The organism is Chromobacterium sp. S0633, assembly GCF_024158805.1.
Taxonomy (GTDB): Bacteria; Pseudomonadota; Gammaproteobacteria; order Burkholderiales; family Chromobacteriaceae; genus Chromobacterium.
Map to the genome: position 1 here is coordinate 34,370 of NZ_JAMZGH010000014.1, position 15,368 is coordinate 49,737.

Sequence of the window (15,368 nt, forward strand, 5' to 3'; positions counted from 1 at the left end):
TATTTCGGTCTTGTTTGACAGTGACGATCCGGTGTTTAGAACGGAATGTCGTCGTCCATGTCGTCCAGTTGCTTGGGCGCCGGGCGCTGCTCCTGGCGGCGCGGCGCGGGCGGGGCTTCCTGGCGCGGGGCCGGGGCGTTGTAGCCGTAACCATCGTCCATGCCGCCGCCGCTCATGCCGCCGCCGGAACCGCCCATTTCATTGCGGCCGCCCTGCAGGCTCAGTTCATTGACGCGCACGTCCGGGGACAGGCGTTTATTGCCTTCTTTGTCCTGCCATTCGCGCAGGGTCAATTGGCCGTAAACGGTTACTTGCTGGCCTTTGGCCAGGTAGTTCTTCAGCGATTCACCGCGCTTGCCCCATACCTGGCAGCTGAACCAGTTGGTGCTCTTGCGCTCGCCAAAGCCGATGTCGCTGGCTACGCGGAACGACAGTACCGGCTCACCGCTGGGGGTGTAGCGCAGTTCGGCGTCGGCGGCCAGACGGCCGTCAAAGGTGATGCTGTTCATCAGATGTCTCCGAATAAAAATCTAAATATTTGGCCTGTCGCCGCAGCTCAGAACGTGGCTCCGATCAGGCGCTGCACCGTCGCCTCGTCCCACTGCCGCTGCGATACCTTCAGGTAGGCCACGCGGTCTTCCAACACGACCACGGCTTCATGCACGCCGGTCACGCCGGCCAATTGGCGGGACAGATCGCCGGCGTCGCCACGCCAGTCCTCGCCGATGTGATACATCACCGAGCGCACCGGCTTGGGCGGCCGCATGGCCAGCGACCACAGCAGCCAGGTGAGCATCAGCAGGCTGGTGAAGCCGAACACGCCGGCCGGACCATAGCGGGTGTACAGCCAGCCGCCGACGGCCGCGCCCAGGAACAGGCCAAGGGATTGGGCGGTATTATACACGCCAATCGCGGTTCCCTTGGCATCCGCCGGGGCGATCTTGGAAATCAAGGACGGCAGCGTGGCTTCAAGAATATTGAAGGCGATGAAATACAGGCCCAGCCAGGCCACGATCTGCCAGAAGCTGTCCAGCGCCATCGCCATGCCCAGTTGGGCGGCGGCCATCAGCGCGATGGCGCCGACGAACACCTGCTTGAGCCTGGCCTTTTTCTCGCCGTAGATGATGGCCGGCACCATCAGCAGGAAACCGATCACCGTCACCGGCAGATACACCTGCCAGTGTTGGGTCTTGTCCAGATGCGCGGTCTTGATCAGCGCGAAGGGGATGGTGACGAACATCGCCATCTGCGCTGCGTGCAAGGCGAAGATGCCGTAATTGAGCTGCAGCAGCTGCGGGTCTTTCAGCACCGCCGGCAGCCGTTTGGCGTTGGCCTCGGTGTCGGAATGGAAGCGGGAGCTGACCGGGTCCGGAATGATCAGCCAGACGCCGATCAGCGCCGCCAGCGACAGCACGCCGGTGAGCGCGAAAATGCCGTTGACCCCGATGTATTTGGCCAAGAGCGGCCCCAGCACCAGGCTGGCGGCGAAGGTGGTGCCGATGGACATGCCTATCATCGCCATCGCCTTGGTGCGGTTTTCCTCGCGGGTCAGGTCCGCCAGCAGCGCAGTGATGGCGGCGGAAATGGCGCCGGCGCCCTGGATGACCCGGCCCACGGTCAGGGTGGCGATGTCGTGCGCGCCGGCGGCGACGAAGCTGCCCAGCGCGAACAGCAGCAAGCCGCCGTAAATCACCTTTTTGCGGCCTATCTTGTCGGAGAGCATGCCCAGCGGCAGTTGCAGCAGGGCCTGGGTCAGGCCGTAACTGCCCAGCGCGATGCCGATCAGCGTGTGATTGTCCGCGCCTTCCAGGGTTTGGGCGTACAGGGCGAATACCGGCAGGATCAGGAACATGCCCAGCATGCGCAGGGCGTAGATGCCGGCGAGGCCAAGGCTGGCCCGGAGTTCTGTTGCGTTCATTCTTGTGTGCGTCGTTTGTGTTGCTGGCGGGCTGCGGCCTGCGGGCCGCGCCCCATGGTTCTAGTAACGGTCCGGCGCCGTTCCGGATGACGCCGCGCGTTAAAGACTGGTGGAGTCAGACTTGCCAAGTCAGGTATATTAACAGGTTCCCTGACCGACGGTGAGTTACGCTCCAATATGGACAGCATTCGCATTCGCGGCGCACGCACGCACAATCTGAAGAACATCAACCTGGATTTGCCCCGCCACCAATTGATCGTGATTACCGGCCTGTCCGGCTCCGGCAAATCCTCGCTGGCCTTCGACACCCTGTACGCGGAAGGGCAGCGCCGTTACGTGGAAAGCTTGTCCGCCTATGCGCGCCAGTTCCTGCAATTGATGGAAAAGCCGGACGTGGACCTGATCGAAGGCCTGTCGCCGGCGATCTCCATCGAACAGAAGGCCACCAGCCACAACCCGCGTTCCACCGTGGGCACCGTCACCGAAATCCACGACTACCTGCGCCTGCTGTACGCGCGCGTCGGCGAGCCGCACTGCCCGGAGCACGGCGTGCCGCTGTCCTCGCAAACCGTCAGCCAGATGGTGGACCATGTGCTGGCCTTGCCGGAGGAAAGCCGGGTGATGATCCTGGCCCCGGTCATCGTCGGCCGCAAGGGGGAGAATCTGGACTTGTTCGAAGACCTGCGCGCCCAGGGCTTCGTGCGGGTGCGGGTGGACGGCGAAGTGTTTGAACTCGACGCCGTGCCCAAGCTGGACAAGAACAAGAAGCACACCATAGAAGTGGTGATAGACCGCCTGAAAGTGCGCGAGGACATGAAACAGCGGCTGGCGGAAAGCTTTGAAACCGCGCTGCGCCACGCCGAGGGCCGCGCCATCGCCGTGGAAATGGACAGCGCCAAGGAACACTGGTTTTCCGCCAAGTTCGCCTGCCCGGTGTGCTCCTACAGCTTGCCGGAGCTGGAGCCGCGGCTGTTCTCCTTCAACAACCCCATGGGCGCCTGCCCCAAGTGCGACGGCCTGGGCGAAATCACCTTCTTCGATCCGCGCCGCGTGGTGGCGCATCCGGAACTGAGCCTGGCCGCCGGCGCGATCAAGGGCTGGGACAAGCGCAACCAGTTCTATTTCCAGATGCTGATGGCGCTGGGCGAGCATTACGGTTTTTCCGTGGCCGAACTCGCCTTTGAAGACCTGCCGGAAAAAGTGCGCAACGTGGTGCTGCACGGCTCCGGCCGCGACAGCATCGAGTTCAGCTATATGTCGGAGAAGGGCACCAAATTCAGCCGCGCGCATCCGTTTGAGGGCATCATCCCCAATCTGGAGCGCCGCTACCGCGAAACCGACTCCTCCGCGGTGCGGGAGGAACTGGCCAAGTACCAGAACAACCAGCCCTGCCCGCACTGTCAGGGCTCGCGGCTGCGCCTGGAGGCGCGCCATGTCTTCGTCGGCGACAAGACGCTGTACGAGATCAACCAGATGCCGCTGAAGGATACCGCCGGCTTCTTCGCCCAACTGGCTTTCAGCGGCCAGAAACAGGCGGTGGCGGAGAAAATCGTCAAGGAAATCAGCGAGCGGGTGTCCTTCCTCAATAATGTGGGCCTGGACTACTTGAACCTGTCCCGTTCCGCGGACACCCTGTCCGGCGGCGAGGCGCAGCGCATCCGCCTGGCCAGCCAGATCGGCTCCGGCCTGACCGGGGTGATGTATGTGCTGGACGAGCCGTCCATCGGCCTGCATCAGCGCGACAACGACCGCCTGCTGGCCACCTTGATGCGGCTGCGCGATCTGGGCAATAGCGTGATCGTGGTCGAGCACGACGAAGACGCCATCCGCGCCGCGGACTACCTGGTGGACATGGGGCCGGGCGCCGGCGAGCACGGCGGCGAAGTGCTGGTGGCCGGCACCCCGGCGGAAGTGGCCGCCTGCGCCCATTCCGTCACCGGCGATTATTTGTCCGGCCGCCGCCGCATCGCGCTGGGCGGCGAGCGCCGCGAGGTGGATCCGGAGCGCATGCTGCGCCTGATCGGCGCCAGCGGCAACAACCTCAAGGACGTCACCCTGGACCTGCCCTTGGGCATGCTGGTATGCATTACCGGCGTATCCGGCTCCGGCAAGTCCACATTGATCAACGACACCCTGTACAAGATCACCGCGCGCGAACTCAACGGCGCCAGCGAAGAACCGGCGGCCTATCAGGACATCCAGGGCCTGAAGCAGCTGGACAAGGTGATCAACGTAGACCAGAGCCCGATCGGCCGCACCCCGCGCTCCAACCCGGCCACCTATACCGGGCTGTTCACCCCCATCCGCGAACTGTTCGCCGGCGTGCCGCTGTCGCGCGAGCGCGGCTACGGGCCGGGGCGCTTCTCCTTCAACGTCAAGGGCGGCCGCTGCGAGGCCTGCCAGGGCGACGGCGTGATCAAGGTGGAAATGCACTTCCTGCCGGATGTCTACGTGCCTTGCGACGTATGCCACGGCAAGCGCTACAACCGCGAAACCCTGGAAGTGCAATACAAGGGCAAGAGCATTCACGAAGTGCTGGAAATGACGGTGGAACAGGCGCTGGACTTCTTCAGCGTGGTGCCCACCGTGGCGCGCAAGCTGAAAACGCTGATGGACGTGGGCCTGGGCTATATCCGCCTGGGGCAGAGCGCCACCACCCTGTCCGGCGGCGAGGCCCAGCGCGTCAAGCTGGGGCTGGAATTGTCCAAGCGCGACACCGGCCGCACCCTGTACATCCTGGACGAGCCCACCACCGGCCTGCATTTCCATGACATCGACCTGCTGTTGCAAGTGCTGCACCGCCTGCGCGAAAGCGGCAACACCGTCGTGGTGATCGAGCATAATCTGGACGTGGTCAAAACCGCGGACTGGCTGATAGATTTGGGGCCGGAAGGCGGCGCCGGCGGCGGTCAGATCATCGCCACCGGCACGCCGGAACAAGTGGCGGCCAATCCGGTCAGCCATACCGGGCGCTACCTGCAGCCTTTGTTGCAGCGCGAGCAAGGCTGATGGCAATCAAGTACAATGCGCGGATAGACAGCTTGCTGTTATAAAGAAATACCGGCGGCGGCAAGGGGCGAACGGCGTCGCCAGCCCAGCTGGACGGCGCGTCGCCCAAGGGCCATCGCATCAAAAACAATATGAGGAAGTCATGCTGACTTTAGGCAAGATCGATCACATCCACATTCGTGTGACTGACGTGCCCAAGGCCCTGAAATGGTATCAGCGCGTGCTGGCCATGGCCCCGGACCCGCGCTACAAGCACATGCGCGAAGGCCCGCACGGAGCGGTGATGTTGGCCAACGCCAACGGCGCGGTGCGCCTGGCGGTGAGCGAAGACAAGAGCGGGGCGGCCAATCATCAGGGCGATATCGCCTTTGTGGTGAGCGGCCAGGATTTTCTGGAGTGGATAGACCAGCTGGCCGGCGAGCGCGTCACCAATCGCGACGGCCAGACCATCGCCCGGGACTCCGTGCGCGACCATCGCTTTTTCTGCTCGCTGTCCTTTGTCGATCCCTTCGGTAATCCGTTCGAGATCGTCAGCTACGATCACACCTGGCTGGTGGGCAAGCTCAAGCTGAACGAACAGCTGGAGTGACAACCGTCATCCGCAACTAAAACCGCCGGTCTTGCGCCGGCGGTTTTTTATGCGCTCAAGACAGCGCGCCCTCCTGGCGCAGCACTTGTTCCAGCGCGGCGAAGCAGGCGGGGTCGATGGCGCTGCCCAGGTGCCGGCGCATGATGTCCAGCGTTTGCGGCGCGGGGGTGGCCGGGTGGTAGGGGCGTTCCGCGTTGATGGCGTCGAAGATGTCCGCGGCGGTGATGATGCGGGTTTCCAGCGCGATGGCGTCGCCGGACAGGCCGCGCGGGTAGCCGCCGCCGTCCGGGCGCTCATGGTGGGCGCCGGCCACCCAGGCCAGTTCGGCGAAGTGTTCGATGCGGCCCAGGATGGCTTCGGTGTAAGCGGCGTGGCGTTTGACCGCCTCCCATTCGTCCGCCTCCAGCTTGCCGGGCTTGTCCAGTATGGTGTTGCTGACGCCCAGCTTGCCCACGTCGTGCAGGAGCGCGCCGCGTTTCAGCCAGCGTCGCCGTTCCTGGCCCAGTTCCAGTTCCGCGGCGATCTGGTCGGCGTAATGGCCCACTCTTTGGCTGTGGCCGGCGGTGAACGGGCTTTTGGAATCCACCACCTGGCCGAAACCCTCGGCGATCTCGTCCAGATAGTCCTCGTCCAGCGGCACCGCGTATTGGGCCGGCTCCAGCCTCAGCACCGCCTGGTCGATGTCGTCGGCCTCCAGCTGCCGCCAGAAGTCCGGCCGGGCGCCTACGCGGCGGAAGGCGGCCACCAGTTCCGGATCGAACCAGCCGCCGGCGCGGCGCAGCGCCTGCTCCAGAGCCGCCTGGCGGCCGTGGGTGATGTGGAACACGTCTATCACCTGGGCCAGCAGCGCGATGCGCGAATTCAGCGGAATGGCGTCGCCGCGCAGCCCCAGCGGCCGGCCGGAGCCGTCCCAGTGTTCGTCCAGCGATTGAATGCCGCGCGCCACGTTTTCATTGAAACGCAGCTGGCGGGCGATGTCGGCGCCGCGGTGGCAGCGGGTGTTGATCAGTTCGTCCGCCATCGTCCTGCCGTGGCGCAGCACTTTGAGAACGGAGGCCGCGCGCCGCGCCCAGCCCTCGCTGTGGGTGCCGGTGTTCTTGAACACAAAGCCCAGTAGCTGCGGCAGGCCGGCACCCACTTGCTTGAAGTCCTGTTTGAAGCTGCGATCGTCGGTTTGGTACAGCTCGCAAATGCGCGCCGCATTGCTGCTGCAGCCCAGGTCCTTGAGCAGGATGGCGTAGTACAAATCCCATAGCCGCTGCGGCGGCAGATCGATGTATTGGCCGATATGCATGCCTATCCAGCAGCTGCGGATGCAGTGGCCCTCGGGCTGGCCTTCGGTGATGTCCAGCGCGTAGCTGAGCGAGCTGATCAGTTCGGACAGCTTCAAGGTGGCGGCCATGGGCGCTCCACGGGGTTGAGGCGGGCAGGGAGACTGCGGGAACCTATTTGGAGCCGCTCACAAAATTTCGCAGAGCACCTGAGGCAAGTCGGTACAACGCGGCATCAGGGTTTTTGTGAGCGGCTCTTACCTTCTTTATCCTCGGCGGAGCGCGTTTTTTCAATCCCGCCACGCCGGCGCGTGCTCGCGGCTCAGCCGCGCGATGGCGTCCACCAGCCGCGCTTCAATGTCCTGGTCCAGCGGCAAGCGCTCGCTGGCCAGTTCCGCCAGCCGCGGATGGGCGCCCACCTGCACCGAGTGGCCGGCGTCCAGGAACATGCTGACGTCGTTGCTGTCGTTGCCGAAGCAGATCAGCTCCTCGGCGGCGATGCCGCATTGGCGCAGCGCGGCCATCTTGCTGACGCCGGCGGCGGTGATGTCGAAGATCTGTTCGTCGGAATGGTGGTGCAGCTCCACGCCGGCGTGGGCGTCCAGTTCCCGGCGCAGGCCGGGGACGTCGGCGCAGGCGGTGATCAGCAGCTTGGCCGGCTGGCGGATGTCTTCGGCGCCGACATGGCTGGCCAGTTTGCCGGGGTCCACCTTGTTGAGGAAGGGGTGGCTGGCGTCGCCGTTGTAGTGGTAGTTCCAGCTCAGGTCCACCAGATAGGACGCGGCGAAGCGTTGCGCCAGTTGGGTGACGTCGGCGAACACCGGGTCCGGGATGGGGTTCAGCCGGTGCAACTGGCCTTGCCGATGGCTCATCGCGCCGTTGGCGCCGATGATCAGCACATCGTGGAAGCGGGCATCCAGCAAGGGCAGGATGTCGCGGTAGGGGCGGGCGGAAGCGAAGCCCAACTGGTGGCCGTGCCGGCGCAGGCTGTCCAGCGCGTCCTGGATGGCCGGGCTGATGGTCCTGCCGTTGAAGCAAATGGTGCCGTCGATATCAAAGATGAAGTGCATGGGGTCTCGCTGCGGGAAGGTGGCGACGGCGGGTTTTTAGCGTCGTTTTATGATGTTTGTATTCTAACTGTCTTGGCAACTCGGGTGAAGCCGCCGCGCTGAATCGAATGCCTCCGGACTTGTCGGCGAGCGGTATCGCCCACATTTTCCTTTTATGACTGTTCAACCTGGAGAGTGCCGCGCATGAGCCAAAACGTTTGTTTGGACCCGTTGACCGCCGCCGATTTTTCCGCCCTGGCCGAACTGGCCGGCGAGATCTGGCATCAGCATTTCATCAGCATGATTAGCCGCGAGCAGATCGAATACATGCTGGCCGGCCGTTATGTGCCGGAAAAGCTGTCCGCCTATCTGGACGCGCCGGACCGCTGGTTTGGCCTGTTGAGGCTGGACGGCAGGCTGGTGGGTTATTGCAGTTACGCGCTGACGGCGACGCCGGGGGAGATGAAGCTGGAGCAGTTGTATCTATTGGCGGAGACGCGCGGCCGCGGCCTGGGCGCTTATATGCTGGACGCGGTGGAACGGGCGGCGCGGCAGCGCGGCTGCCATACCCTGGTCTTGACGGTGAATAAGCACAACGCCGGCGCCATCGCGGTGTACAAGCAGCGTGGTTTCACCTTGCGGGAGCAGGCGGTGTTCGACATCGGCAACGGCTTTGTGATGGACGACGACGTGATGGAGAAGCGCTTGGCTTGAAGGCCGCTGCGTAGTCTTCAAGAGTGGCCAACTGAAGGGCGCAAGGCGGAATGCCTTGCGCCTTTTCCGTTTAGGAGCCGGATTCAGAACCTTAGGGTTCTGTCACGGGTCTCCTCCTGCCACATCGCCTCCAGCTAGCTGTGGTACTCATTGGCAATCCAGCCGGCGGCGTGACACAGGCCTTTAAGTTGTACTAGATCCGGGCGCGGCAGCGCGATCTGCTGGTGCATGCTGACCAGCAGCGGGCGCAGTAAATCCAACGCTTCCAGGCCGTTGGCCAGCGCGTCCGCGGTTTCTAGTTTGGAGAGGGGGGCTGCGGGGAGGGGATGTTTATCCATGATGAACTCCTGACATGGCGTTCCGAGGTCACTTTAGCGGTGCGTTCGGAATAGGGCTGAGAAGCCGCGACTGACGAGCGCGGGTTTCGCCTGACAGGTGTGTTCAGCACCAAGAGGGAATCTAGCAGAATGAATAGGAATGGGTAAAGCGATGGGAGGCAATATTTTATCGCCTCCATCAGGTGCAGCTATTTCACCTTGGTTGGCTTGCCCTGAGTTTCCATTAGTTGAGCAAATTTTGTCCACGAGAGACGATGTTTGTTAACCGAGTTACCTGAGGGAAGCCATTCGATGTTGCCTTTGCTGATCAATAGCTTGCCAAGTCTTGTGCTATCAACCTTAACTTCGATCTCAACGTCTTTGTGAAGGATAATTTTTTCACTCAGGTTTAAAAGTACTTGATGAGCCATAAACCATCTCCATTTTTTACGAGGCTAAGTTTAAGTAGGCTGGTTTTAAAGTGTGGTGCACTTAGAGGTAGGGTACCTCTTTGGTAAGCTTTTTGTCATATTTTGATGGTCGGAAAGTTCATCCCGCTCACGTTTTTTAGAGGTGGGTGATCAGCTGCATGGTTGATGAACTAGGCTAAACGCAAAGGAAGGCATGCTTTCGATGTGGCCCAACTCCCTTCATGCCTGCTGACGGGTGGCAGGTCCGAGGTTTTAAGCGGCTGTTTTGTTTGAGCGATTTGACGTTAGCAAATCGCGCGTCCAGCCTCGCTTCGGACCTGACGGGTCCCGGCGGGTAGCCGTAGGCCAGGCTTGCAGGGTGGCCTTTAAGTGAAGAGGATATTTGGCCAAGCAAATACCCTCTTCCTGCTTGCCGGGCAGCCCTGGCAATGAAAACCATCATCCGCGTAGCGGATTCGATGTCTTGCCTTGAGCAATACCCTCGGGCCGCAAAGATCGGGAATAGGTTCTAGGGAGTTGCTCAGGTGCCACAGAAGGTCCGATACCCCTGCGCCACTTCCGGCGCGGCCGGCAGCGTGTAGCGCTCCAGGCCGGCGCGTTCGGTGAACGGTTGACGCAACACGTCCAGCAGCGCCAGCGTCGGGCCCATGTTGCCGTGGTCGCTGGCGGCGGCCAGCGCTTCTTCCACCAAGTGGTTGCGCGGGATGTAGAGCGGGTTGGCCTGGCGCAGCGCGGCGGCGCGTTCGGCGGCGGCTTGCGGTTCGGCGTCCAGCCGCTGGCGCCAGCGCGCCAGCCAGGGCGCGGCGGCGGCAGGGTTGTTGAAGAGCTGAGTCAGTGCCTGGTCTTGGCCTTCGGCGGCGTCGGCCAGCCGGCGCCAGGCCAGGGTGTGGTCGGCGTCCTGGCGCGCCAGCAGCGCCAGCCAGTCTTCGGCCAGCTCCTGGTCGATGTCCTGCGCCTGGCTCAGGCCCAGCTTGCGGCGCGCCTGTCGCAGCCAGTGGGCCTGGTAGCGCTCGGCGAAGTCTTCGATGACGGTGGTGGCCGCCGGCACCGCGTTCTTGGGCTCGTCCGGGTCCAGCAGCGGCAGCAGGGTTTCCGCCAGCCGGGCCAGGTTCCATTGGGCGATGGCCGGCTGGTTGCCGTAGGCGTAGCGGCCGCCGCTGTCGATGGAGCTGAATACGGTGGACGGATGATGGACGTCCATGAAGGCGCAGGGGCCGTAGTCTATGGTTTCGCCGCTGAGCGCCATATTGTCGGTGTTCATCACGCCGTGGATGAAGCCGGCGTGCATCCAGCGGGCGATCAGTTCCGCCTGGCGTTCCGCCACCGCTTGCAGCAGCGCCAGATAGGGCTGCTCGGCATCGGCCAGTTCGGGGTAGTGGCGCGCCAGGGTGTAGTCGGCCAGCCGGCGCAGCATGTCGCGTTCGCCGCGGAGGGCGAAGTACTGGAAGGTGCCGACGCGCAGATGGCTGGCGGCGACGCGGGTCAGCACCGCGCCGGGCAGCGCTTGTTCGCGGTAGACGGTTTCGCCGGTGGCGGTCACGGCCAGCGCGCGGGTGCTGGGGATGACGAGCGCGTGCATGGCTTCGCCGATGATCAGTTCGCGCAGCATCGGCCCCACTGCGGCCTTGCCGTCGCCGCGGCGCGAGAACGGAGTGCGGCCGCTGCCCTTGAAGGCGATGTCGCGGCGTTGGCCGTTGCAGTCGATGATTTCGCCCAGCAGCAACGCGCGGCCGTCGCCCAGCGACGGCGACAGGCCGCCGAACTGGTGGCCGGCATAGGCTTGGGCCACCGGCTTGGCGCCGGCCGGCAAGGCGGCGCCGGAGAAGGCGGCGGCCAGCTCGGCGGTGTCGGCCTGGGCGCTGTCCAGGCCCAGCTCTTGCGCCAGTTCGGTGTTCCAGTACAGCAGGGCCGGCGCGGGCGGGCGTTCTGGCTGCACCGGCGCGTAGGCGTCGGGCAGGTCGCGGGCGTAGCTGTGGTCGAAGTCGATGTGGATCATGGCGGGCTCGCTGGGCGGAGTATGGGATTGAGACGCCGGCAGCGGGGCAAAGTGCCCGGCCGCCGGCCGGCAAAAAGCCGCCCGTGGGCGGCTGGATTTAACGACTGCGGCCCTTGCCGGCCGGTTTGCTGCCGGGTTTCACGGGCTTGCCGCGTCCGGCCGGCGCTTGGCCGGCGCCGGGCTTGGACATGGCTTTGGCCTGCGCGGGCTTGCCGCGCTGTCCGTGACCGGCGGGGGCGGCGGCGCGCTGGCCTGGGGCCTTGTTGCGCGACAGCGGCGCACCCATGCGGTGGCGCACGGCGGCGGCCTTGTCGCCCGGCGGCGTCGGCGGAATCAGGCAGTGCTTGCTGTGGCCGATCAGGTCGCTTCGGCCCATCTGAATCAGCGCGTCGTGGAGGATCTGCCAGTTGTCCGGGTGGTGGTAGCGCAGGAAGGCCTTGTGCAGTTTGCGGCGGTAGCCGTCGCGCACCACGTCCACTTTTTCCGAGCTGCGCGACAGGCGCTTGAGCGGATTGCGGCGGGTGTGCCACATGGTGGTGGCCATCGCCATCGGCGTGGGGGTGAAGGTTTGCACCTGGTCCAGGCGGAAGTTGTTCTTCTTCAGCCACAGCGCCAGGTTCATCATGTCTTCGTCGCTGGTGCCGGGGTGGGCGGCGATGAAGTAGGGAATCAGATACTGTTCCTTGCCGGCCTGACGGCTGAAGCGTTCGAACAGTTCCTTGAACTTGTCGTACGCGCCCATGCCCGGCTTCATCATCATGGAGAGCGGACCGTCCTCGGTGTGTTCCGGGGCGATCTTCAGATAGCCGCCCACATGGTGCTGCACCAATTCCTTGATGTACTCGGGCGAACGCACGGCCAGGTCGTAGCGCAGGCCGGACTGGATGTTGATCTTCTTCACGCCCGGCAGCGCGCGCGCCTTGCGGTAAAGCTGGATCAGGTGGCTGTGGTCGGTGTTCAGGTTTTCGCAGATGTCCGGGAACACGCAGGACAGCTTCCTACAGGAGCGCTCGATCTTCGGGTCCTTGCAGGAGAGGCGGTACATATTCGCGGTCGGGCCGCCCAGGTCCGAGATATGGCCGGTGAAGCCCGGGGTCTTGTCGCGGATTTCCTCGATTTCCTTGAGGATGGACTCCTCGGAACGGCTCTGGATGATGCGGCCTTCGTGCTCGGTGATGGAGCAGAAGGTACAGCCGCCGAAACAGCCGCGCATGATGTTGACCGAGTACTTGATCATTTCCCAGGCCGGGATATTGGCGTCGCCGTAGCTGGGGTGCGGGTTGCGGGCGTAGGGCAGGCCGTAGACGTGGTCCATTTCCTCGGTGGAGAGCGGAATGGGCGGCGGGGTCAGCCACACGTCGCGCTCGCCGTGCATCTGCACCAGCGCGCGGGCGTTGCCGGGGTTGGATTCCAGGTGCAGGGTGCGGCTGGCGTGGGCGTACAGCACCGGGTCGTGGGCCACGGCCTCGTAGGCCGGGATGCGGATCACGGTCTTGGCGCGTTCGGCGCGGCGCTTGGCCAGGCGCTCTTCGCGGGATTCGATGCGGATCACCTGCGGCTTGGACGGGTCCTGGTCCTTGGTGGCTTCGGCCGCCTGTTCCGGGATTTCCTGGTAGGGGTTGAGGTGGACGTCCACCTTGCCCGGCAGGTCCACCACGCTGGAGTCCATTTCCTGCCATTCTTCATCCGGGCGCCAGCCGTGCTGCACGATGAAGGCGGTGCCGCGCACGTCGCGGATCTCGCTGAGCTTCTCGCCCCTGGCGGCGCGGTGCGCCACTTCCACCAGCGCGCGTTCGGCGTTGCCGTACAGCAGCAGATCGGCCTTGGAGTTGATCAGCACCGACGGGCGCACTTTCTCGCTCCAGTAGTCGTAGTGGGCGATGCGGCGCAGGCTGGCCTCGATGCTGCCCACCATCACGCCCACGCCGGGATAGGCTTCGCGGCAGCGCTGGGCGTAGACGGTGACGGCGCGGTCCGGGCGCTTGTTGGCCGCGGCGTGCGGGGTGTAGGCGTCGTCCGAGCGCGGGCGGCGGTCCGCGGTGTAGCGGTTGATCATGGAGTCCATATTGCCGGCGGTGACGCCGAAGAACAGATTGGGCTTGCCCAGCTCGCGGAAGGCGTCCGCCGAGTGCCAATCCGGCTGGGCGATGATGCCCACGCGGAAGCCCTGGTCTTCCAGCAGCCGGCCCACCAGCGCCATGCCGAAGCTGGGGTGGTCGATATAACCGTCGCCGGTGATCAGGATGATGTCACAGGAGTCCCAACCCAGCTGCTCCATTTCGGCGCGGGTCATCGGCAGGAACGGGGCGGCGCCGAAGCGGCTGGCCCAGTACTTGCGGTAGGAGGTGATCGGTTTGGCGGCGTGTGCGGTCGTCATGCTGGCAAAAGGCTGAAGTTCAGACAACCCGCTATTATGCCATAGTTGCCGCTTGCTTGTGGATTAAGCGCTTGTTTTTTATTGGAAATTGCCTTGGTTGCAGTAGGGTTTTGCCGCAAGGGCGGTTTTGCCCATCAAAATCAAGGCGCTGCGCGCCCTGGCCGCAGGAACGGGAAGCCGGGGTTCCCGCATGACATTCCCCGGCCGCAGGCGTATCCTAGCGGCCCGCTTGCAGGGCCGGTAAACGGCTTGGCGGGGCGGGGCGGCCGCTTAGGGCCTGTTCAAAGTCTGCTGCGCTTCCGTGAGACGCGGCACGGTGTGCGCCGCATGCGACATGCTCCCGTGTCACGAGCGCATGCCGGGTTCTCAGCGATTTTCGCCAAGTTATGTCTCGCGCGTGCTCGCGGGACTTTGATGGACAGGTTCTATAGACGCGGCCGAGGGTGAGCGACTTGTAAAGCGGGTCTGGCCTCGGGCCAGTCGGCTTTGTCAGCCGCTCCTTGCCGCGTGGAAATCATTGTTTCAGCTAGGAGCTCAGATGACGAGCCAGATCGTATGGGTGGACGGCGCGGCGCAAGGCCGCTATGTGGATGAGTTGGAGCAGGGCAAGGTCTTGTATCTGCCCAGCTTCGATTTCAAGCTGCTGGCCGAGGAGGGCCGCTTGCTGGACCCGGCCGTCGCCGATCCCAAACGCAAGAACATCAGCCTGGAGCCGGACAACGGCGCCTTGCACGGCGTGGTGGGCGGCGCGGAACGGGAGGCGGAGGTGCGCGGCTTGATCGCGCGTTACCAGCGGGCCGCCGCGGATCTGGCCGCGCGCTTGTTGCCGGAATACCAGGGCAAGCTGCGCGCGGCGCCCACCAGCCTGCGGCTGATGCGGGTGGAGGACCGTCGGACGTCCTGGCGCAAGGACGACAGCCGGCTGCATGTTGACGCGTTTCCGTCCCGTCCCAATTACGGCGAACGCATTCTGCGGGTGTTCTGCAATATCAACCCCGATGGCGAGCCCCGGGTGTGGCGGGTGGGCGAACCGTTCACCGATATGGCGCGGCGCATGTTGCCGCGGGTGCCGCGGCAGTGGCCGGGTTCGGCGGCCTTGCTGGCGGGCTTGAGGATCACCAAGCGCAAGCGCAGCGCTTACGATCACATCATGCTGCATCTGCACGACGCGATGAAGGCGGACCTGGATTATCAGCGCCAATGTCCGCAGGAAACCATGCCGTTCCCGCCCGGTTGCGCCTGGGTCTGTTTCTCGGATCACGCGTCGCACGCGGTGATGTCAGGCCAGTTCATGCTGGAGCAGACTTTCTGGTTGCCGGTGGCGGAGATGCATGATCCGAAGCGTTCCCCACTAAGGTTGTTGGAAAATATTGCTGGCAAGTCTTTGGTTTAACGAGATATCTATGTTTTTTTGGTTGAAAAAACGATTGAGTGGGCGGGGAGAGGCTGCTCGCGAGGTGCCTGCAAAGCGGTCAATGAATCCGAAAGGATTTAGCGAGGAGCGACTGCGCTGTTTGGGAGAGGCTGCGGATGATCATGTCTGGGGCAACCGGGACGAAGTGTTGGCTAGCAGGGAGTGTATTTGTACTGCCTGTTACTCCCGATTTCCTCCCTCCGCAGTGTTGAGATGGCAGGATGATGGTGGTTCCGCGATCTGTCCAAACCCAGGCTGCGGTTTGGGTGGATCGGTATTGGGA

General features: G+C 63.9%; 12 protein-coding genes. 4 read left to right on the forward strand and 8 right to left on the reverse strand.

Features of this window, described 5'->3' with window-relative positions; genetic code table 11:
- Positions 1–35: 35 nt before the first annotated feature.
- Positions 36–509 carry a single-stranded DNA-binding protein gene (locus NK214_RS10465; protein WP_107800189.1) on the reverse strand — a complete coding sequence of 158 codons (474 nt, stop codon included), beginning with the start codon at positions 507–509 and terminating at the stop codon, positions 36–38.
- Positions 510–556: 47 nt separating this feature from the next.
- Entirely contained in the window at positions 557–1,918 is a 1,362-nt protein-coding gene (locus NK214_RS10470) for an MFS transporter (protein ID WP_253314424.1), read from the reverse strand.
- A gap of 177 nt (positions 1,919–2,095) precedes the next feature.
- On the opposite strand from NK214_RS10470, the gene uvrA reads away from it, so the two are divergent.
- Positions 2,096–4,927 carry an excinuclease ABC subunit UvrA gene (uvrA, locus tag NK214_RS10475; RefSeq protein WP_227103974.1) on the forward strand — a complete coding sequence of 944 codons (2,832 nt, stop codon included), beginning with the start codon at positions 2,096–2,098 and terminating at the stop codon, positions 4,925–4,927.
- A 142-nt stretch (positions 4,928–5,069) separates the two neighbouring features.
- Complete coding sequence (locus NK214_RS10480) at positions 5,070–5,516, forward strand: VOC family protein (RefSeq protein ID WP_081545504.1); 447 nt, start codon at positions 5,070–5,072, stop codon at positions 5,514–5,516.
- A gap of 55 nt (positions 5,517–5,571) precedes the next feature.
- Here the strand turns inward: NK214_RS10480 and NK214_RS10485 are convergent, their stop codons facing one another.
- The gene (locus tag NK214_RS10485) at positions 5,572–6,918 is read right to left on the reverse strand and encodes an HD-GYP domain-containing protein (RefSeq protein WP_253314425.1); all 1,347 of its coding nucleotides are present in this window, start codon (positions 6,916–6,918) and stop codon (positions 5,572–5,574) included.
- Between the two features lie 159 nt (positions 6,919–7,077).
- A complete protein-coding gene (locus NK214_RS10490; protein WP_253314426.1) occupies positions 7,078–7,857 on the reverse strand; it encodes an HAD family hydrolase in 780 nt (259 codons plus the stop codon).
- A 183-nt stretch (positions 7,858–8,040) separates the two neighbouring features.
- Between NK214_RS10490 and NK214_RS10495 the strand changes: the two genes are divergently transcribed.
- A complete protein-coding gene (locus NK214_RS10495) occupies positions 8,041–8,550 on the forward strand; it encodes a GNAT family N-acetyltransferase (protein ID WP_253314427.1) in 510 nt (169 codons plus the stop codon).
- A 134-nt stretch (positions 8,551–8,684) separates the two neighbouring features.
- Here NK214_RS10495 and NK214_RS10500 read toward each other — a convergent pair whose 3' ends face one another.
- The 4 genes from NK214_RS10500 to NK214_RS10515 form a co-directional block, all read right to left on the reverse strand.
- Positions 8,685–8,888: a hypothetical protein gene (locus NK214_RS10500; RefSeq protein WP_253314428.1), complete on the reverse strand. Its 204-nt coding sequence runs from the start codon at positions 8,886–8,888 to the stop codon at positions 8,685–8,687.
- Between the two features lie 188 nt (positions 8,889–9,076).
- The gene (locus NK214_RS10505; RefSeq protein ID WP_082151202.1) at positions 9,077–9,298 is read right to left on the reverse strand and encodes a hypothetical protein; all 222 of its coding nucleotides are present in this window, start codon (positions 9,296–9,298) and stop codon (positions 9,077–9,079) included.
- A 520-nt stretch (positions 9,299–9,818) separates the two neighbouring features.
- Positions 9,819–11,294: a YdiU family protein gene (locus NK214_RS10510; protein ID WP_253314429.1), complete on the reverse strand. Its 1,476-nt coding sequence runs from the start codon at positions 11,292–11,294 to the stop codon at positions 9,819–9,821.
- 97 nt (positions 11,295–11,391) lie between these two features.
- Positions 11,392–13,671 (reverse strand): YgiQ family radical SAM protein, encoded by a 2,280-nt coding sequence (locus NK214_RS10515; protein WP_253314430.1) that lies wholly within the window; start codon positions 13,669–13,671, stop codon positions 11,392–11,394.
- Between the two features lie 538 nt (positions 13,672–14,209).
- Between NK214_RS10515 and NK214_RS10520 the strand changes: the two genes are divergently transcribed.
- A complete protein-coding gene (locus NK214_RS10520) occupies positions 14,210–15,064 on the forward strand; it encodes a Kdo hydroxylase family protein (protein WP_253314431.1) in 855 nt (284 codons plus the stop codon).
- The last annotated feature ends 304 nt before the right edge of the window (positions 15,065–15,368 follow it).